The organism is Kitasatospora sp. NPDC054768, assembly GCF_053612025.1.
This window is the reverse complement of sequence record NZ_JBSHBN010000042.1, coordinates 20,899-36,757: the sequence shown is the minus strand read 5'-3', so window position 1 is coordinate 36,757 and position 15,859 is coordinate 20,899. Positions and strand designations below refer to the sequence as shown.

The 15,859-nt window shown below is 74.0% G+C and carries 15 protein-coding genes; 4 read left to right on the top strand and 11 right to left on the bottom strand.

Features of this window, described 5'->3' with window-relative positions; genetic code table 11:
• Nucleotides 1-193 precede the first annotated feature (193 nt).
• Entirely contained in the window at nt 194-4,168 is a 3,975-nt protein-coding gene (locus tag ACWGKU_RS15605) for a Pls/PosA family non-ribosomal peptide synthetase (protein WP_452179828.1), read from the bottom strand.
• A 548-nt stretch (nt 4,169-4,716) separates the two neighbouring features.
• On the opposite strand from ACWGKU_RS15605, the gene ACWGKU_RS15600 reads away from it, so the two are divergent.
• Entirely contained in the window at nt 4,717-5,310 is a 594-nt protein-coding gene (locus ACWGKU_RS15600) for a histone deacetylase (protein WP_452179829.1), read from the top strand.
• A 40-nt stretch (nt 5,311-5,350) separates the two neighbouring features.
• Here ACWGKU_RS15600 and ACWGKU_RS15595 read toward each other — a convergent pair whose 3' ends face one another.
• The 4 genes from ACWGKU_RS15595 to ACWGKU_RS15580 form a co-directional block, all read right to left on the bottom strand.
• A complete protein-coding gene (locus ACWGKU_RS15595; RefSeq protein ID WP_452179830.1) occupies nt 5,351-9,019 on the bottom strand; it encodes a serine protease in 3,669 nt (1,222 codons plus the stop codon).
• Between the two features lie 84 nt (nt 9,020-9,103).
• Entirely contained in the window at nt 9,104-9,406 is a 303-nt protein-coding gene (locus ACWGKU_RS15590; protein WP_359906629.1) for a trypco2 family protein, read from the bottom strand.
• A 202-nt stretch (nt 9,407-9,608) separates the two neighbouring features.
• Complete coding sequence (locus tag ACWGKU_RS15585) at nt 9,609-9,995, bottom strand: DoxX family protein (protein ID WP_401053150.1); 387 nt, start codon at nt 9,993-9,995, stop codon at nt 9,609-9,611.
• A 32-nt stretch (nt 9,996-10,027) separates the two neighbouring features.
• Entirely contained in the window at nt 10,028-10,504 is a 477-nt protein-coding gene (locus ACWGKU_RS15580; RefSeq protein ID WP_452180050.1) for a carboxymuconolactone decarboxylase family protein, read from the bottom strand.
• Between the two features lie 173 nt (nt 10,505-10,677).
• On the opposite strand from ACWGKU_RS15580, the gene sigJ reads away from it, so the two are divergent.
• Nucleotides 10,678-11,610 (top strand): RNA polymerase sigma factor SigJ, encoded by a 933-nt coding sequence (gene sigJ, locus ACWGKU_RS15575; RefSeq protein WP_452180051.1) that lies wholly within the window; start codon nt 10,678-10,680, stop codon nt 11,608-11,610.
• A gap of 166 nt (nt 11,611-11,776) precedes the next feature.
• On the opposite strand, the gene ACWGKU_RS15570 is transcribed toward sigJ, so the two are convergent.
• The 6 genes from ACWGKU_RS15570 to ACWGKU_RS15545 all read right to left on the bottom strand — a co-directional run bounded on the left by ACWGKU_RS15570 (nt 11,777) and on the right by ACWGKU_RS15545 (nt 14,678).
• Nucleotides 11,777-12,166, bottom strand: a complete 390-nt coding sequence (locus ACWGKU_RS15570; RefSeq protein WP_401053144.1) for a hypothetical protein — start codon at nt 12,164-12,166, stop codon at nt 11,777-11,779.
• 335 nt (nt 12,167-12,501) lie between these two features.
• Nucleotides 12,502-13,113: a DUF2306 domain-containing protein gene (locus ACWGKU_RS15565; protein WP_452180052.1), complete on the bottom strand. Its 612-nt coding sequence runs from the start codon at nt 13,111-13,113 to the stop codon at nt 12,502-12,504.
• A 120-nt stretch (nt 13,114-13,233) separates the two neighbouring features.
• Nucleotides 13,234-13,587, bottom strand: coding sequence for a VOC family protein (locus ACWGKU_RS15560; RefSeq protein WP_359906643.1), 354 nt, complete (start codon nt 13,585-13,587; stop codon nt 13,234-13,236).
• Nucleotides 13,588-13,731: 144 nt separating this feature from the next.
• Nucleotides 13,732-14,199, bottom strand: coding sequence for an NUDIX domain-containing protein (locus tag ACWGKU_RS15555; protein ID WP_452180053.1), 468 nt, complete (start codon nt 14,197-14,199; stop codon nt 13,732-13,734).
• 34 nt (nt 14,200-14,233) lie between these two features.
• Entirely contained in the window at nt 14,234-14,476 is a 243-nt protein-coding gene (locus ACWGKU_RS15550) for a hypothetical protein (protein WP_452180054.1), read from the bottom strand.
• A 1-nt stretch (nt 14,477) separates the two neighbouring features.
• Nucleotides 14,478-14,678, bottom strand: a complete 201-nt coding sequence (locus ACWGKU_RS15545; RefSeq protein ID WP_452180055.1) for a hypothetical protein — start codon at nt 14,676-14,678, stop codon at nt 14,478-14,480.
• A gap of 118 nt (nt 14,679-14,796) precedes the next feature.
• Here ACWGKU_RS15545 and ACWGKU_RS15540 point away from each other — a divergent pair, with 118 nt between their 5' ends.
• Together ACWGKU_RS15540 and ACWGKU_RS15535 are read left to right on the top strand one after the other, a co-directional pair.
• Complete coding sequence (locus ACWGKU_RS15540; protein WP_452180056.1) at nt 14,797-15,636, top strand: helix-turn-helix domain-containing protein; 840 nt, start codon at nt 14,797-14,799, stop codon at nt 15,634-15,636.
• Entirely contained in the window at nt 15,621-15,830 is a 210-nt protein-coding gene (locus ACWGKU_RS15535; protein ID WP_452180057.1) for a DUF397 domain-containing protein, read from the top strand. The genes ACWGKU_RS15540 and ACWGKU_RS15535 overlap by 16 nt, the downstream gene beginning before the upstream one ends.
• Nucleotides 15,831-15,859 lie beyond the last annotated feature (29 nt).

Here is a 15,859-nt window from a genome sequence, read left to right as displayed (position 1 = left end):
TGTTCGGCATCTCGATGAGCGGCTACTGGGGATCCCGGGCCGCCGCCACCGACCGTGGGGGGGGGGGGGGGGCCGCCCGGGGGGGGGGCGTCCCCGCGCGGGGCCCCCCCCCCGGGGCAAACCTACGGGCGCCCTTCCCGCCCCACCCCCCCCCCCCCACCGCGAACTCATCGCCCCGCGAAGGTGATCCGCGTCACACCCCGGCGGCGGCCCGGCGGCGGCGCCGTCCGGCGGGCGGGGTGGGGTCGGCGTTCCAGGCGGCGACGGGGTTGCCGAGCCAGTGCCCGCCGTCGGGGACGTTCTCGCCGCGCATGACGAGGGAGGCCGGGCCGACGGTGGTGCCGGCGCCGAGGGAGGAGTTGAGCAGCACGATGGAGTGCGGGCCGGTGGTGGAGCCGGCGGCGAGGTGGACGGGGCCCAGGCGCATCACCCGGTCGTGGAAGAGGTGGGTCTGCAGGACGGTGCCGCGGTTGACGCTGGCGCCGGCCTCGACGGTGACCAGGTCGGTCTCGGGCAGCCAGTGGGTCTCGCACCACACGCCGCGTCCGATGCGGGCGCCGAGGCTGCGCAGCCACACGTTCAGGTAGGGGGTGCCGGTGATGGTGTGGCCGCCGAAGGGCATGGCGAGTTCCTCGACGAAGGTGTCGTAGAGCTCGTTGCGCCATACGAAGGAGGACCACAGGGGGTGTTCGGCGACGCGGAAGCGTCCGACGAGCAGCCATTTGGCGGCGGTGGTGAGGGCGCAGGCGGTGACGGCGGCGGCGATCAGGACGAGTCCGGCGGCGCCGAGGGCGGCGCCGAGCCCGTAGTCGTCGCGCAGTGCCTGGAGGGCGGCGAGGACGAGGTCGCCGAGCAGGGCGGCGAGGACGATGGGCAGCAGCCGGCACAGTTCGACGCCGGCGCGCGCCCACATCAGGCGCCGGGGCGGGTCGTAGGTGCGGCCTTCGGTGCCGGTGTCGGCGACGCGGGGCAGGGCGAAGGCGGGGCGGCCGAGCCAGGAGGAGCCTTCGGGGGCGTGGGCGGGGGTGTCGGACAGTACGCCGACGAGGGAGTTGTCGGGCAGGTGGCGGTCGGGGCCGACGATGCCGGAGTTGCCGACGAAGGAGCGGCGTCCGATGTGGGCGGGGCCGAGGTGGAGCCAGCCGCCGCGCAGTTCGTAGGGGGCGACGAGGGTGTCGTCGGCGAGGAAGGCGCCGTCGTCGACCCGCATCAGGCCGGGCAGGGCGAGCACGGTGGAGGCTTCGACGCGGCGGCCGACGCGGGCGCCGAGCAGGCGCAGCCACACGGGGGTGAAGAGGCTGGCGTAGAAGGGGAAGAGGGTGCGCCGGGCGGTGTCGGCGAGGCGGCTGACGGCCCAGGCGCAGAAGGCAACGTGGCCGGTGGCGGGGTGGAAGCCGGGGCGCAGCGGGCGGGACAGGAGGCGGACGAGGAGCGCTATGAGGGTGGCGTAGCAGGTGATGGTGAGGGCGGCGAGGGGGACGGTGGCGGGCAGGAGCTGGACGAGGGCGCCGGACAGGGTGGCGTCGGTGTCGATCATCGGGTAGACGATGAGCAGGGCGGGCAGGGCGGCGATGATCGGGACGAGGCCGAGGACGGTGAAGCCGGCGCCGTAGGCGAGGTTCCAGCGGCGGGGGGCGGGGGCGGTGGCGGTGGGCCAGTCGGCGGGGGCTTCGGTGGCGGGGCGGGCCGGGGAGCCGGTCCAGTGTGCGCCGGGTGGGACGGGGGTGGTGGCGGTGACGCAGGAGCCGGGGGCGATCTCGGCGCGGGCGCCGATGCGGGCGCCGGGCATGAGGGTGGCGCGGTGGCCGATGCGGGCGCCTTCGCCGATGTCGATGCGGCCGAGGTGGAGGGTGTCGCCGTCGAGCCACCAGCCGGCGAGGTCGGCTTCGGGTTCGACGCAGGCGTGGGCGCCGAGGCGGGCGAGGCCGGTGACGGGGGGCAGGGTGTGGAGTTGGACGCCGGGGCCGACGCGGCAGCCGAGGGCCTTGGCGTAGCGGGGGGCCCAGGGGGTGCCGGCGAGGGCGGCGGTGCCGAACATGGCGGTGTAGCGTTCGGCGGCCCACAGGCGCAGGTGGACGTGGCCGCCGCGGGGGTGGCTGCCGGGGCGGATGCCGGCGGTGAGCAGGCGGGCGCCGGTGGCGGCGAGCAGGGTGCGGCCGGGGGCGCTGTAGAGGAGGAGCAGGCCGGCGGCGACGGGCCACCAGGAGCTGTGGGGGGCCCAGGCGAGGTCGCTGCCGGTGAGGTTGTCGAGGGCGATCAGGACGAGGATCCAGCGCAGTCCGGCGAGGGAGAACATGCCGAGGAGCAGGAGGGTCTGCCAGAGGCCGGCGCTGCGGGGGGTGCGGCGCACGGCGCGGCCGCGGACGGCGGTGGTGGTGGCCGTGTCCTCGGGTGCGGTGGTGGGGGTGAGGGTGTCGAGGTGGGCGGCGAGGTCGGCGAGGACGGGGTGGGCGTACAGGTCGGCGACGGAGACGCCGTTGTGACGGGTGCGCAGTTCGGAGACGAGGTGGGCGGCGGTGAGGCTGGAGCCGCCGAGGGCGAAGAAGTCGTCGTCGGGGCCGGGGGTGGCGCCGAGCAGGCGTTCCCAGTGGCCGGCGAGCAGGCCGGCGGTGCCGTCGAGGGCCTGGGCGGCGGGGGCGGTGCCGGTGGTGGCGAGCGGCCAGGGCAGGGCGCCGCGGTCGACCTTGCCGGAGGTGCGGGTGGGCAGGGAGTCGACGAGGGCGAGGACGGGCACCAGCGGGGCGGGCAGGCGTTCCAGGAGCCGGTGGCGGGCGGTGGTGAGGTCGGGGGTGGTGCCGGGGTGGGCGACGAGGTAGCCGACGAGCAGGTCGGCGCCGGCGGGGGTCCTGCGGACGGCCGCGGCGGCGGCGCGGATGCCGGGCAGGGCCTGGAGGGCGGCGTCGATCTCGCCGAGTTCGATGCGGCGGCCGCCGAGTTTGACCTGGTCGTCGGCGCGGCCGAGGAAGACGAGGCCTTCGGGGTCGTTGCGCACGAGGTCGCCGCTGCGGTAGACGCGGGGTGAGGCGAGGGCGGGGTGGGCGCTGAACTTCTCGGCGTCCTTGGCGGGGTCGAGGTAGCGGGCGGTGCCGACGCCGGTGATGAGCAGTTCGCCGCTGGCGTGCCAGGGGACGGGGTTTCCGGCCCGGTCGACGACGGCGATCTCCCAGCCGTCGAGGGGGGCGCCGATGCGTACGGGCTCGCCGGGGAGCAGGCGGGCGGCGGTGGCGACGACGGTGGTCTCGGTGGGGCCGTAGGTGTTCCAGAATTCGCGGCCGTCGACGGCGAGGCGTTCGACGAGTTCGGCGGGGCAGGCCTCGCCGCCGACGATGATCAGGCGGACGGCGTCCAGGCATTCCTGCGGCCACAGGGCGAGCAGGGTGGGGACGGTGGAGACGGCGGTGATGCGCCGGGTCACGAGCCAGGGGCCGAGGTCGGTGCCGGCCTTGACCAGGGCGCGGGGGGCGGGGACGAGGCAGGCGCCGTGGCGCCAGGCCAGCCACATCTCCTCGCAGGAGGCGTCGAAGGCCACGGAGAGGCCGGCGAGGACGCGGTCGCCGGGGCCGAGCGGCCGGTGGGTGAGGAAGAGGCGGGCCTCGGCGTCGACGAAGGCGGCGGCGGAGCGGTGGGTGACGGCGACGCCCTTGGGGCGGCCGGTGGTGCCGGAGGTGAAGATGATCCAGGCGTCGTCGGCGGGGCCGGGCCGGGCGGGGCGGCCGCCGGGGTGGGCGGCGGCGCCGGGGTGGAGGCCGCGGCCGGGGCCGAGGACGGCGCAGACGGCGGCGTCCTGCCAGATCATCCCGGCGCGCTCGTCGGGGTCGTCGGCGTCGACGGGGACGTAGGCGGCGCCGCAGCGCAGCACGGCGAGGACGGCGATGTAGAGGTCGGCGGTGCCGGAGGGGATGCGGATCCCGACGCGGTCGCCGCGGCCGATGCCGTGGCCGGCCAGTTGCCCGGCGAGGGTGTCGACCTCGTGGAGCAGGGCGCGGTAGTCGAGGACGGTGTCGCCGGTGTCGAGCGCGGGCGCGTGGGGGTGGGCGTCGGCGGTGGCGGCGACGATGTCGAGCAGGCTGCGGGGGTGGGCGGCCTGGGCCACCGGCCAGCCGGCCGCGGGGCCCTGGTGGGGGCGGTGCAGCGTGCCTGGGCCGGCCGTGTCGTGGCGTGCGTCCATGGATGGGTTTCCTTGGCTCCGGGGTCCTGGGGGCGCGTACGGGTGTACGGGTGTACGGGTGTGACGCCGGGTGACCCGGTTGTCACCTGCGGGAGGGCGCCCACTCACCATGACTCTGCGGGGAGTCGGCTGGATGCAGCGAAGGTTCGATCAAAGGGAATTCTCATCATCGATGCCACATGGGAACAGCAACGGTATGAATCGAATGACATTTCGCGGGTTTTCGCTCATTTCCGCTGGTGAAGAGTAATCGCCGAATACCGGAACGGCGCGACGGTAGGGGGAAGGGTGGTGAACACCATGGCGTCCGGAACGCTACCGGTGGCGAGGGGGTCGCTACCGGATCGGGGGGTTCTGGTCGGATCATCGGACTGTTCACGGTTTTCACATCTTCGTGTGGGATCCTTTCGCACACCTCTCCGCGGCTCGCTCCTGTGAGCGGGCCGGGCAAGGACCCCTCGGGCCGGGAATCGGCCGGGCATTGCGCCGAGGACGAGGGGCCGCGGACAAGCGCCGCCGGCCGGAACGGGAGCGCGCTCGTCTGGTACGTGGCGTACGGCTCGAACCTGCACGCCGCCCGCCTCGCCTGCTACCTGCGCGGCGGGCGCCCGGACGGCGGGGCGCGGACCCAGCCCGGCTGCCGCGATCCGCGCCCGCCGCGCCGGGCGGTGGCCACCGTGCTGCCGGGCACGCTCTACTTCGCCGGGCACTCGCTCACCTGGGGCGGCGGCTCGGCCTTCTACGATCCGGCCACCGTCGGCGAAGTGCCTTGCCGTGCCTATCTGGTGACGGTCGGTCAGTTCAGCGACATCGCCGCCCAGGAGATGCGCCGGCCTCCCGGCACCGACCTCGACCTCGTCCCGGCGCTCACCACCGGGCGCGCCGAGCTGGGCCCGGGCCGCTACGAAACCCTGCTGCACGTCGGCGAGTCGGACGGCCACCCGCTGCTGACCTTCACCGCCTCCCGGGGCGTGGCCGGCGCCGATCTCAACGCCCCCACCCCGCCCTACCTGCGCACCCTGGCCGCCGGCCTGGCCGAGTCCCACGGCTGGGGCCCCTGGCGCGCGGCCGGCTACCTCGCCACCCGCCCGGGCGCGGCCGGGCACTGGACGCCGCGCGCGGTGGCGGCGGTGCTGGGCTGAACAGCGCCGACCGGGACCCGCCGGGCCTGCTGTCCTGCGCTCAGGTCCCGGCCGGGCCGCGGCCGGCCAGCCGGGCGCGCAGGCGCTGCGCCGGCAGGGCGTCCGGGTACGCCAGGAGTGCCTCCCGGGCCCTGCGCAGAGCCTCCTGCTCGATCCCGGCCGGCAGGTCGTCGCGCTCCAGCAGGTGCAGCAGGACGAAGGGGGCCCTCGGCGTCGAGCCACGCCTGGCCAGCCAGTCCGTCGTGTGCCTCAGGAGCAGGGACAGCTGGGCCGGGGAGAGGTCCCGCCGTTCCAGCAGGGCGCAGAGGATCTCCCGGGTCTTGTTGCTGAAGTTCGCCGAGAGCCGCTCCAGTCCCAGCGCCACCGCCCGGGAGGCCTGTTCGGGGGTCAGGTCCGGGCGCCTCAGGAGCGGGCACAGGAACGGCCGTTGGAAGTGGAAGGTGGTGTGGACGGCGCACAGGTCGATCGCGAGGTCGATTCCGAACCGGGCCTGGTCGGGCCGCAGTCCGGTGCGGCGGCCGAGGAGCGAGCCGAGGAGGGCCGGCTGGGCGGGAGCGGCGCGGAGCTCCGCCACCACCAGGTCGGCCACCTCGGTGAGCTGCTCTCCGGTCAGTTCCCTCCGCCACAGCAGGGCCTGGAGGACGCGTCGGCGGTCGGCGGAGGTCTCGTTCAGCTCCAGCCACCGGAACGCCCGGGAGATGAGGGGGCGGGCCTCCTCGGGAGTCAGCGGGTGTTCGAGCAGTCGTTGCAGTGCGACGGCCGCCGCCGGGTCGGCGGGGTCGCCGGCCAGCTGGTGCAGCAGTCCGGTGCCCGCGCCGGTGCCCGCGCCGGTGCCTTCGCCGGTGCCGGTGCCGGTGCCGGTGCCTTCGCTGGCCAGCAGGACGCGCAGGACGTGGCTGCGGTGCGGGCTGGCGGGATGGAGCCTGCTCCAGACCTCGACGTAGCGGGTCACCCGCCGCGCCTGGCCGGGGGTGAGCCTGTGGCACTCCAGGACGACGCGGAGCACCGCGCCCGCGGTGGGGACCTCGGCATGGTGCTCCGCGAGCCAGTCGAGGCCCCGTTCGAGCGCCGCGTGCTCCTCGGGCGCCGTCAGCGCGGGGTGGCTCAGGAGCGTACGCAGGAGCGACGCGGCCCGCAGTGTGCCGGCGGCGTCACGGTGATCGGCGAACCAGGCGAGGGTGCGGCGGACGGCCTCCTCCCGCTGCTCCCCCACCGGGTTCCCGTACGTCAGCAGGTGTTGCAGGACGGCGGCGCTCGCCTCGGACGGGCGGCGCGGGCTCAGCCAGTCGAAGGCGCACTGGACCACCCGAGCGCGGGTGGGTGTGTCGTGGTCCCGCTTGAGCAGCTGTTTGAGGACCAGCGGGGTGGAGCGCCAGCCGGCGTGTCCGCGGACCCACTCCAGGGCGTGGTCCACGGCCAGCCGCTCCTGGCCGCAGGAGAGGTCGTCCCGCTCCAGGAGCGCCTGGATGACGTGGTCGGCGTCGGTCTGCCCGGCCCGCCGGGACAGCCAGGACAGCGAGGCCGAGATCAGCGGCTGCGGCACGTTCTGCGGATCACCGAGGGCCGCCGAGAGGAACGGCCGTGCGGCGTGGTCGAGTTCGGCCCGGATCAGCCAGGGGCGGACCAGCGCGTCCCAGGTCTCCAGGGCCGCGGACTTCCAGGGCGGGTCGAGGGTCATGGCGAGCAGCGCCTGCTCGCCGTCCCGGCCCGCGTGCTCCAGCAGCTTTCCCAGCCTGACGGCGTTGCGGGTGGCCCAGTCCCGGCAGAAGCGCTCCAGTGCGCCGGCCCGGTGGCCCGTTCCCGGCCCGTCCAGGTCGGAGGCCAGCCGCTGCAGATGGCCGGTGAACAGGGCGAACGAGCGGGAGTGCCGGGACGTGGCGTCGAACAGCGTTTCGGCGGATGCGCCGTGGATGCTCCAGCCCGGTGGCGGAAGGAGGGAGTGGAGGACCAGTTCGTCCGTCACGATGTCGTGGACGACGTGGAGTTCGCCCTCGGACTCGTCCATCCACCCCAGCGAGACCAGGGTGTCGGTGACGTGCCGTGCGCCCATGACGCCCGCGGCGGTGGAGGGGTGGGCGTCGAGCAGCGCGTCGAGCGCCTCCTCCACGGCCGGGCGGGGCTGCGGGCAGATGCTGACCGCCGTGGCGAAGGCCAGGTGGGCGAGGTCGGGCAGGGCGGTGGCCAGCGGGCCGGTCGCGTCCCCGGTGCCGACGGGGGTCAGCGAGTCCTGCCGGATTCCCTCCCGGATCCAGCTGACCAGTTCACCGGGGCGCACCCGCGCGAGGTCCGGGGCAAGGTGGCCGGCGCGGATCCGGCGTTCGAGGGCGTCGGCGATGAGCAGGGCGATGACCGGACGGCGCCCGCAGGCCCGTGCGAGTTCCTCCTCCCCCCACCGCTGGAGCGCTTGCGGGGCGACTTCACGAAGGATGTGCGTGATCACCGTGGTCCGGTGGTCCTCGTCCTGGCGCAGCAGGACCTCGTCGAAGAGGAGCCCGGCACCGCGCTGGTGGAGCCGGTGGCGTGCTCCCGGACGGGTCGAGGCGAGGGCCGCGACGTGGACGCCGCACCGTTTGGCCTCGGGCAGCAGGGCGTTGACGAGTGCCCGCAGGTCCAGCTGGGCGCAGGTGTCGAGGGAGTCGAGGACGAGCAGGACCCGGGGCCGTTCGGCCTCGCGCACGACCCGCGAGAGGTCGTCCACCGTCACGGAGTTGTTCGCCTGGAGGTGGAGGACCTGCCAGCCGTCGAGGTGGGCGGCCTGCGCGACCTCGAAGCAGGTCCGGGTCTTTCCCGCGCCGGCCTGTCCGACCAGGAGGACGCCTCGCGGGTCCGGTGTCGAGAGACGGCGCAGCAGGTTCCGCGGCTGGGCCTCGTGGAGGGGGCCGGGGCTGACGAAGGAGAGGCGGTCGTCCACGAGGCGGGTCTCGCGTCCGTGCAGTCCCCGGACGACCTCGTCGTGGGTGTGGATCTCCCGCAGGCGTTGCGCGGACTCCTCGTGGTCGGTCACCGCGACCGGGTCCGGGTCGACGTCATGGGCGCGGAGGTAGCGGACGAACCTGGGGTCCTCGGACAGCCCCTGGAAGCCGGTGGCCGTCAGGCTCGCGGTCCCCCCGCGGGTGTGGTGGCTGCTGCACACGCCCAGCAGTACGTCGTCGCGGGTGAACACGCCGGCGCCGGAGAAGCCCGTCCACGGTGATGCCGGGCCGGGCCGGTCGGTGGGCGCCGCGGGGGGCGCCTCGGGGGGCGGGGAGGTCAGCGACAGTTCCAGGTCGGCACGGCCCAGGAAGGAGCCGAGCAGCACGTCGCCGTCGATCTGCCGGGTGGTCGGCCGCATCCGGTCGATGGCGAAGTCCGGGAAGCCGACCGCGGTGAACGCGATGCGGCCGAGCCGGGTGGGCGCGACGCCGAGCCGGATCGGCGGCAGGTCGCCGTGGTCCTCGGCCAGCACGAGCAGGGCCAGGTCGAGGGAGGGGTCCTGGTGGCTCACCACCAGGTCGACGGCGACGGGTTTGCCGCTCCCGCCGGCCGTTCCGGCCGCCGGACGGACCTCGTAGGCGTAGCGCTCGGAGTCCTCGAAGGCGTGGCGCACGGAGAGTGCGAGACCGCTCGCGAGCAGGAAGCCCGAGGCGAGGAACCGCGTCCCGCCGGTCGTCCGGTCCCGTCGGGCGACCATGACCACCCTGCTCAGCATGCCGTTCGGGCCGCGCCGCATGCCCTGTCCCCCACCAGCCGTTCGGACCGTTCCGCAAAGCCTCCCCGGTGGTGACTACCGCCGTCCGCCGGGCGCCGCCCGGCGTCAGTCGGGCAGCAGGATCCCGGCCTCGGAGTTGGTCAGCACCGCACCGCCCTGCTCGGTCTCGGCCGTCAGTTCCAGCGACACCGTGTGGGTGGCGGTCCTGGCGCCGGCGGCCTTGGCCCCGCCGGAGACCACCCAGAACTTGACCCCGCCCTCGACCTCGGCCGAGGCGGTGACGGCGACCTCGACATCGAGCTTGACCGAGTTGACGCGCAGCCGCACCGGCGAGCCCTCGCCGTCGGCCATCGCGGTGGCAAGCTCCTGCCGAAGCGCCCGAATGGTGTCCGCGAGCCCGATCTCCATACCCGTCCCCTTCGGCCTGCTCCCCGTACACCGGGTGCGGCTACGAGATGATCATCAGTGGGACATGGTAGGCCACTCGCACCCGCCCGGTCCGGGCGACCGGTGAACGGCCGCCGGGGCCGCTCGGCGGTACGGCGCCGCGCCCTCGCGGCGGCCGTACCGTCGAGCGGCCCCGGTCTTCCCACCGGACCTGCCCGGCCGGTCAGGCGAGGAAGGGCTCGGGCCCGAAGCGGCCCCAGGCGACGAAGGCGGCCAGCAGGATGTAGACCGCGTCCACCGCCACCAGCCGGTACTCCCGGCGGCGCATCCGCACGGTCGCCGCCCCGGCCATCAGCAGCACCAGCCCGACGGCCGCCAGCGGCACGAACACCGGCGCGATGCCGAGCACGGCGGGCAGGACCAGCCCCGCCGCCGCCAGCACCTCGACGGCGCCGATGGCCTTCACCCCGCCCGCGCCGAAGTCCTCCACCCAGCGGCCGCTGGCCCCGGCGGCGGCGATCCTCTCCTTCGGCACGGCCACCTTGAACGCGCCGCCCAGCAGGTACACGGCGGCCAGCAGCCCGGCGACGATCCACAGCGCGACGTTCACGGCGTTCCCCTCTCCTCGTGGATCGACCCGGGTCAGTGCTGGTACATGCCGACCTCGTAGCCGCCGCCGGGCTGGCGGAGCATCACATTGGCCCGGTTGAAGGCGTTGATGAGCGCGATCACGCAGACCAGCGCCGCGAGCTGCTCCTCGTCGTAGTGCTTGGCCGCGTTCGCCCACACCTCGTCGCTCACCCCGCCGGCCGCGTCCGCGAGCCGGGTGCCCTCCTCGGCGAGTTCCAGCGCGGCGCGCTCGGCGTCGGTGAACACGGTGGCCTCGCGCCAGACGGCGACCAGGTTGAGGCGCACCGGGTCCTCCCCGGCGTGCACGGCCTCCTTGAAGTGCATGTCGATGCAGGCGCCGCAGCCGTTGATCTGGCTGGCGCGCAGCCGCACCAGCTCCTGGACGGCGTACGGCAGGCTCGACTCGGCGACGGGCTTGTTGGCGGCGATCAGGTGCTTGAAGACCTTGCCCATGACGGGGCTGGCGAAGGCGTTCAGGCGGGGTTCCATGGTGTGCTCCTCGGTCGGTGGTCCCGTTGCTGCCCTTGAAGACAGGACAGCCCGCCGTTTCGTGACATCCCCGCGCCGCCCACGCGCCGTGACCTGCGCCACACCACCCGCCCGCGGGCCGCGGCAGGCCTCGGATAGCCTGCTGGCCACGATCGGGACAGGGGGAGTCCAGGGTGAGTTCGACGGATGTGGCGGGCGCGGCCGGGTACCGGCCGCTGCTGTTCTCCATCGCCTACGGGATGACGGGTTCGGTCGGCGACGCCGAGGACCTCGTCCAGGACACCTTCCTCGGCTTCACCCGCGCCGAGCGGGCCGGCACCGTGATCGCCGACCCGAAGGCGTACCTGACCACGACCGTCACCCGCCTGGGCATCAACCACCTGAAGTCCGCCCGGGTGCGCCGCGAGAGCTATGTCGGCGAGTGGCTGCCCGAGCCGGTCGTGACCACCGCCGGGCGCCCCGGCCCGGCCGAGCACGCCGAGCTGGCGGACACCCTGTCGATGGCGTTCCTGGTGCTGCTGGAGGCCCTCTCCCCCGTCGAGCGCGCGGTGTTCACGCTGCGCGAGGCGTTCGGGTACGGCTACCCGGAGGTGGCGGAGATGGTCGGCAGGAGCGAGGCGAACTGCCGTCAGATCCTCTCCCGTGCCCGCAAGCGCCTGGCCGCGGCCGAGGACGGCCCCGTCCTGCCGGCCCCGGCCCACCGCGCGCAGGGCGAGGAGCTGGCCCGCCGCTTCTTCGAGGCCGCCGAGGGCGGGGACCTGGACGCGCTGCTCGGCATGCTCGCCCCCGACGTGGTGCTCCAGGGCGACGGCGGCGGCAAGGCCCGCGCGCTGGCGCGCTCGCTCACCGATCCGCGTCGCCTCGCCCGGCTGCTGGTCGGCGGCCTGCGCCGCGTCCGCCGTCTGGGCGCGCGCCTCGTCCCGGCCCGGGTCAACGGCCGCCCGGGCGCGGTGGTGTACGACGCCGAGCAGCGCGTGGCCAGCGTCATCGTGCTGGACATCGACGCCGACGGCGCGGTGCGGGCCGTCCACGCCGTGTCCAACCCGGACAAGCTCGGCCACCTCGGTCCGGTCTCCGACCTCGGGCTGCTGCCGGCGCCGAAGTGACCCTCCGGCGTGGCCGCCCACCGGCGGAGCCACCCCGCCGGCACAGTGACCCCGCCGACGCAGCGGCCCCGGCGACACATCGGCCCCGCCGACACAGCCGCCCCGGTGCGCGGGACATGCGGCGGCCCGGGCCCAAACGCCGGACCCGGGCCGTTCACCCCGAGGGTCAGGGGGTGGTGCAGACGGCGGTCGCCAGGATCGACTCCGTCGCGGTACCGGTGTTGGTGCCGCGCACGACCCAGGAGCTGCCGCTCGGGTAGGAGTCGGTGAAGAAGATCCGGAAGGCGCTGGTCTGGCCGCCGCCACCGGTGGGCACCTGGCCGGAGGGACAGGTCACGGTGGCGAACCCGTTGCCGCCCGGGGCCACGTCGACGAAGTCGCCGAAGACCTGGTTGTGCGCGGACAGCAGCGCGGGGTCGGCGGCGGCCTCGTCGTGGGGCACCACGACGCTGGGCTTGCCGGCGGGCTTGCCGTCGGCGAAGGCGACGGCGGCACTCGCGGCCAGGACGCTGAAGGCGGTGAGGGCGGTCAGGACGAGGGGCTTCGTACGGGCCACGGCGGCCTCCTGGGGTGTGGGGTCGGGCTGTGTCGACGGCGGGCCGTTCCCCGCGCCGGCCCCGATCCGTACCCGAACCACCCGGGTCCGCCGCCGGGGAAGGCATCCGCTACCCGGGCGGAGGAACCCCGCTGCCCGGCCGGGCTAACGGGGGCCGCACTCCCCGATTCGATCAACGACACGTCACCGGGGGAAACATGAGCAGCCGTCACCTCGGCCGGTTCCAGCCGCCGGTGACAAACCGAACGTCAGCTACTCGGGCAGCGCCCTGCGCATCGTCCGGACCCCGGGACGCGGCTCCACCACCCACGTCCGCACCCGGGTCCGGGCACCGGTCACGCCGGCGCCCCGGCGACGGGGCGGCGGCGGGTGAACCAGCAGGCCAGCAGCAGGTTGGGCACCCAGCACAGCCAGGCGATGGCGGTGTAGGAGGTGCGGAAGTCCAGGTGCGCGGCCATGGCGACGGCCAGCATGAGCCGCAGGGTGACGGCGGCGAAGGTGAGCGCGAAACTGCGGACCATCCAGCGGCGGTGGTCGACCACCCGCCCGTCGAGGATCGCCCGCAGCCCGGCGCCCCCGGTCACCAGCCAGGCCACGGCCAGGCAGGCGAAGCCGGTCCCGGAGACCGCGCCCCCGTACGCGACGGGCGCCATCAGCAGCGCGCCCGCTCCGCCGACCAGGCAGCCGATCAGGTAGGTGACGCCGATCCGGCGGTGCAGGCGCGGGCGGCGTTCGCGCAGGCGGCGGGAGAACTGCCACGGCCCCACCAGCAGAGCGGTGAGCGCGCCGAAGATGTGGATGTAGAGCGGCACTTCGTGACTCAGGTAGGTGGCGCGCTGCTGCTCGATGAAGACCGCCGGATCGAAGCTGAGGTACTTGGCGGAGACGACGACGATGAGGGTGGAGAGCACCGTCATGACGGCCCAGCCGGCCCGTGTGATGCGCATGGGTCGAGTCTCGGGCCCGGCACCGGGGGTCGGCATCCGGGTTGTCCCCGAGAAAGCACCCTCGGATAACCCTCATCCCCCGTACCGGGGAAGGGAGATGATCGTCTCGGCCCGGCCCGGTCAGGCGGGCTGCCAGAGCTCGATCCGGTTGCCCTCGGGGTCGGTGACCCAGCCGAACCGGCCGACGCCCGCCATGTCCTGGGTCTCCTCGGCCACGTCCGCCCCCCGGGCGCGCAGTTGGGCGAGCATCGCGTCCAGGTCGCGGACGCGGAAGTTGAGCATGGTCCGCTGGGTGCGGGAGCCGAAGTAGTCGGTCCCGGACTCGAAGGCCGCGAAGACCGTCGGCCCGGGCTCCTGGCGCCACAGGCCGTGTTCGTCGGCGTCCAGCCCCAGGCAGTCGCGGTACCAGGCGCCCAGCGCCGCAGGGTCGGCGGCCCGCAGGAAGTACCCGCCGATGCCCACTACTCGTTCCATGCCGCCATCCTGCCAGCACGGCGCCCGGCGGGCCCGGCACCGTGCCACCCGGCGGACGAGGTGTCGCGCGGGCGCGCCTCGAACAACTGACGGAAAAACCCCGGCCCGGCGCGGGGAGTCCGCGCCGGGCCGGGGCGTGACCGGTCAGGTGGCGCGCTGGCCGAGCAGGAGGGCGGGCAGGGAGCGGCCGGCGAGGGCCTCGGCGGCCCGGGCGGCCTGGGAGGGGGCCATGAAGTCCGGGAGGCTGCGGGCGGGGACGAAGCGGGCGCCGAACAGGCCGCTCTGGCGCTGTGCGGGGACGGTGACGAGGGTGCCGTCGGGGACGGTGCCGCCGTCGAACACCAGGGTGAGGCGCTCCAGATGGCGGTCGGCGGGCGTGAAGTCGACGGCGAGGATGTCGCTCAGGCGCAGGTGGAGGCCGGTCTCGGCGTGGAGGTGGCGGGCGGCGGCCAGGTGCGGGGGCTCGTTGGGCCTGGCGGAGCCGCCGGGGAGGATCAGGCCGTCCATGTAGTCGGGGTCGACGAGCAGGACGTCGCCGCGCTGGTTGCGGACGAGGACGAGGCAGCCGAGCCGGCAGACGGGGGGCTTGGCGAGCAGGCGGGGGTCTTGCACGGGGAGGTCGCTTTCTCGACGCGGTGGGGGATGTTCAGTCGTCGTGGGTGAGGCGTTCGTAGCGCAGCCCCTTGCGGAGCAGGTCGACCATGCGCAGGAGGTCGAGCGGGCGCGCGGTGAGGTGGAGGAGGTAGCTGCACGTCAGGCGGCCGTCCGCCCAGTCGACTTCGAGCGTGGGGAACTCGACGCCGCCGAGGGCGAGGACGGTGGCGAGGTCGTCCAGGACGTCGGCGGCCTGCCGGCGCTGCTCGGCGGTCGCGCGGGAGAGGGTGGACATCTCACTTCTCCCCGGGCCGCTTGTGGACCTCGAAGGCGCGCCAGGCGCTGTAGGCGTCCCCGAAGAAGGTGAAGGCGGCGAGTTCGCCGGTGGGCCGGCACAGCCACTCCCCGGTGAGCTCGTTGCGGACCCGGTAGCGGTCGGCCGTGGTGTCGAACCGGACGCCGTAGCCGTGGAGGCGAGGGAGTTGGTCGTGGTGCATGGAAGGGAACCCTCTGCGATCGGAGTTTCACGTTCTGTGCACATGGTGGCGCAAGGTCACCTAGCATCGGAAGCGGCCTGCTACTTGCCGAGGGGCCACAGGGAAGTTGAGAGCTGCCGTGAACAAGAAGAAGATCGACCCCGAGTCGAGCCCGTGGGCGCCCTTCGGAATCCAACTCCGCGCCTTCCGAGAGGCCAAGGACCTCCTCCAGGAGGAGCTGGCCCCGCTCATCGGGTGCTCCCCCTCGCACCTGTCCTACGTCGAACTTGCACACCGACCCCCGAGTCGCAAGCTCGCCGAACTCTCCGACATCGCGCTCGACACGGGCGGCACCATGATGCTGATGTGGTATCAGCTGAAGAACGTCGCAATCCTGGAGGGCTTTCCGGAGTACGCCCGGTACGAGGCGCTCGCGGAGCAGATCAGGATCTTCGAGAACGACGTCATCGCCGGTCTGCTACAGACCAGGGCGTATGCGACCGCGATCCAGCTGGGTGCCGTCAGGCAAGGCATTTCGACCCCGAAACTGGCCGAGGAACGCATCGAGTTCAGGCTCGCCCGCCAGAAGCTCCTGGAGCGGGCCACGCCTCCGCTTGTGCACGTGGTGCTGGACGAGAGCTGCCTGAGGAGGGTCGTCGGGGGGCGAGACGTCATGGTCGAACAGTTGCTCCGGCTTGAGGAGTTGGCCGATCGACCTGAAGTAATCATTCAGGTAGTACCGTTCACCCTCGGCGCGGACCGGTCGCTTACGCACATGGTGCACCTCCTTACCATGCCGACGCGCAAAATTCTTGCTTACGGCGAGATTGAGCAGCGTGGCTACATCGATCGCGATACCAAGTCAGTTGCCGTGCTGGCCAAGGGATACGATCGACTTGCGGTCGAAGCCCTCGGCCGGGCCGAGTCGTTGGCTTTCATCCGTGCAGCAAGGAGGGACCTGGAGTGGACGTCGACCTGACCGATGCCTCCTGGCGGAAGAGTTCATACAGCGGCACAAACGGCGGCGCATGCATCGAGGTCGCCGACGGCTTCGCCGGCGTCATGCCCGTACGCGACTCCAAGGACCCCTCCGGCCCGGCCCTCCTCTTCCCCGCCTCCGCCTGGCAGGCCTTCGTCACCGCCGTCCGCACCGGCGAGTTCGACGCCCGCTGACCACAGCCACCCTCGGCCCCGCCGCCCCA

Bases quoted from the DNA above. Each gene is read 5' to 3' on its own strand.
- ACWGKU_RS15605 (WP_452179828.1), bottom strand. From the start codon at position 4,168: ATGGACGCACGCCACGACACGGCCGGCCCAGGCACGCTGCACCGCCCC.
- ACWGKU_RS15595 (WP_452179830.1), bottom strand. From the start codon at position 9,019: ATGCGGCGCGGCCCGAACGGCATGCTGAGCAGGGTGGTCATGGTCGCC.
- ACWGKU_RS15590 (WP_359906629.1), bottom strand. From the start codon at position 9,406: ATGGAGATCGGGCTCGCGGACACCATTCGGGCGCTTCGGCAGGAGCTT.
- ACWGKU_RS15580 (WP_452180050.1), bottom strand. From the start codon at position 10,504: ATGGAACCCCGCCTGAACGCCTTCGCCAGCCCCGTCATGGGCAAGGTC.
- ACWGKU_RS15565 (WP_452180052.1), bottom strand. From the start codon at position 13,113: ATGCGCATCACACGGGCCGGCTGGGCCGTCATGACGGTGCTCTCCACC.
- ACWGKU_RS15560 (WP_359906643.1), bottom strand. From the start codon at position 13,587: ATGGAACGAGTAGTGGGCATCGGCGGGTACTTCCTGCGGGCCGCCGAC.
- ACWGKU_RS15550 (WP_452180054.1), bottom strand. From the start codon at position 14,476: ATGTCCACCCTCTCCCGCGCGACCGCCGAGCAGCGCCGGCAGGCCGCC.
- ACWGKU_RS15545 (WP_452180055.1), bottom strand. From the start codon at position 14,678: ATGCACCACGACCAACTCCCTCGCCTCCACGGCTACGGCGTCCGGTTC.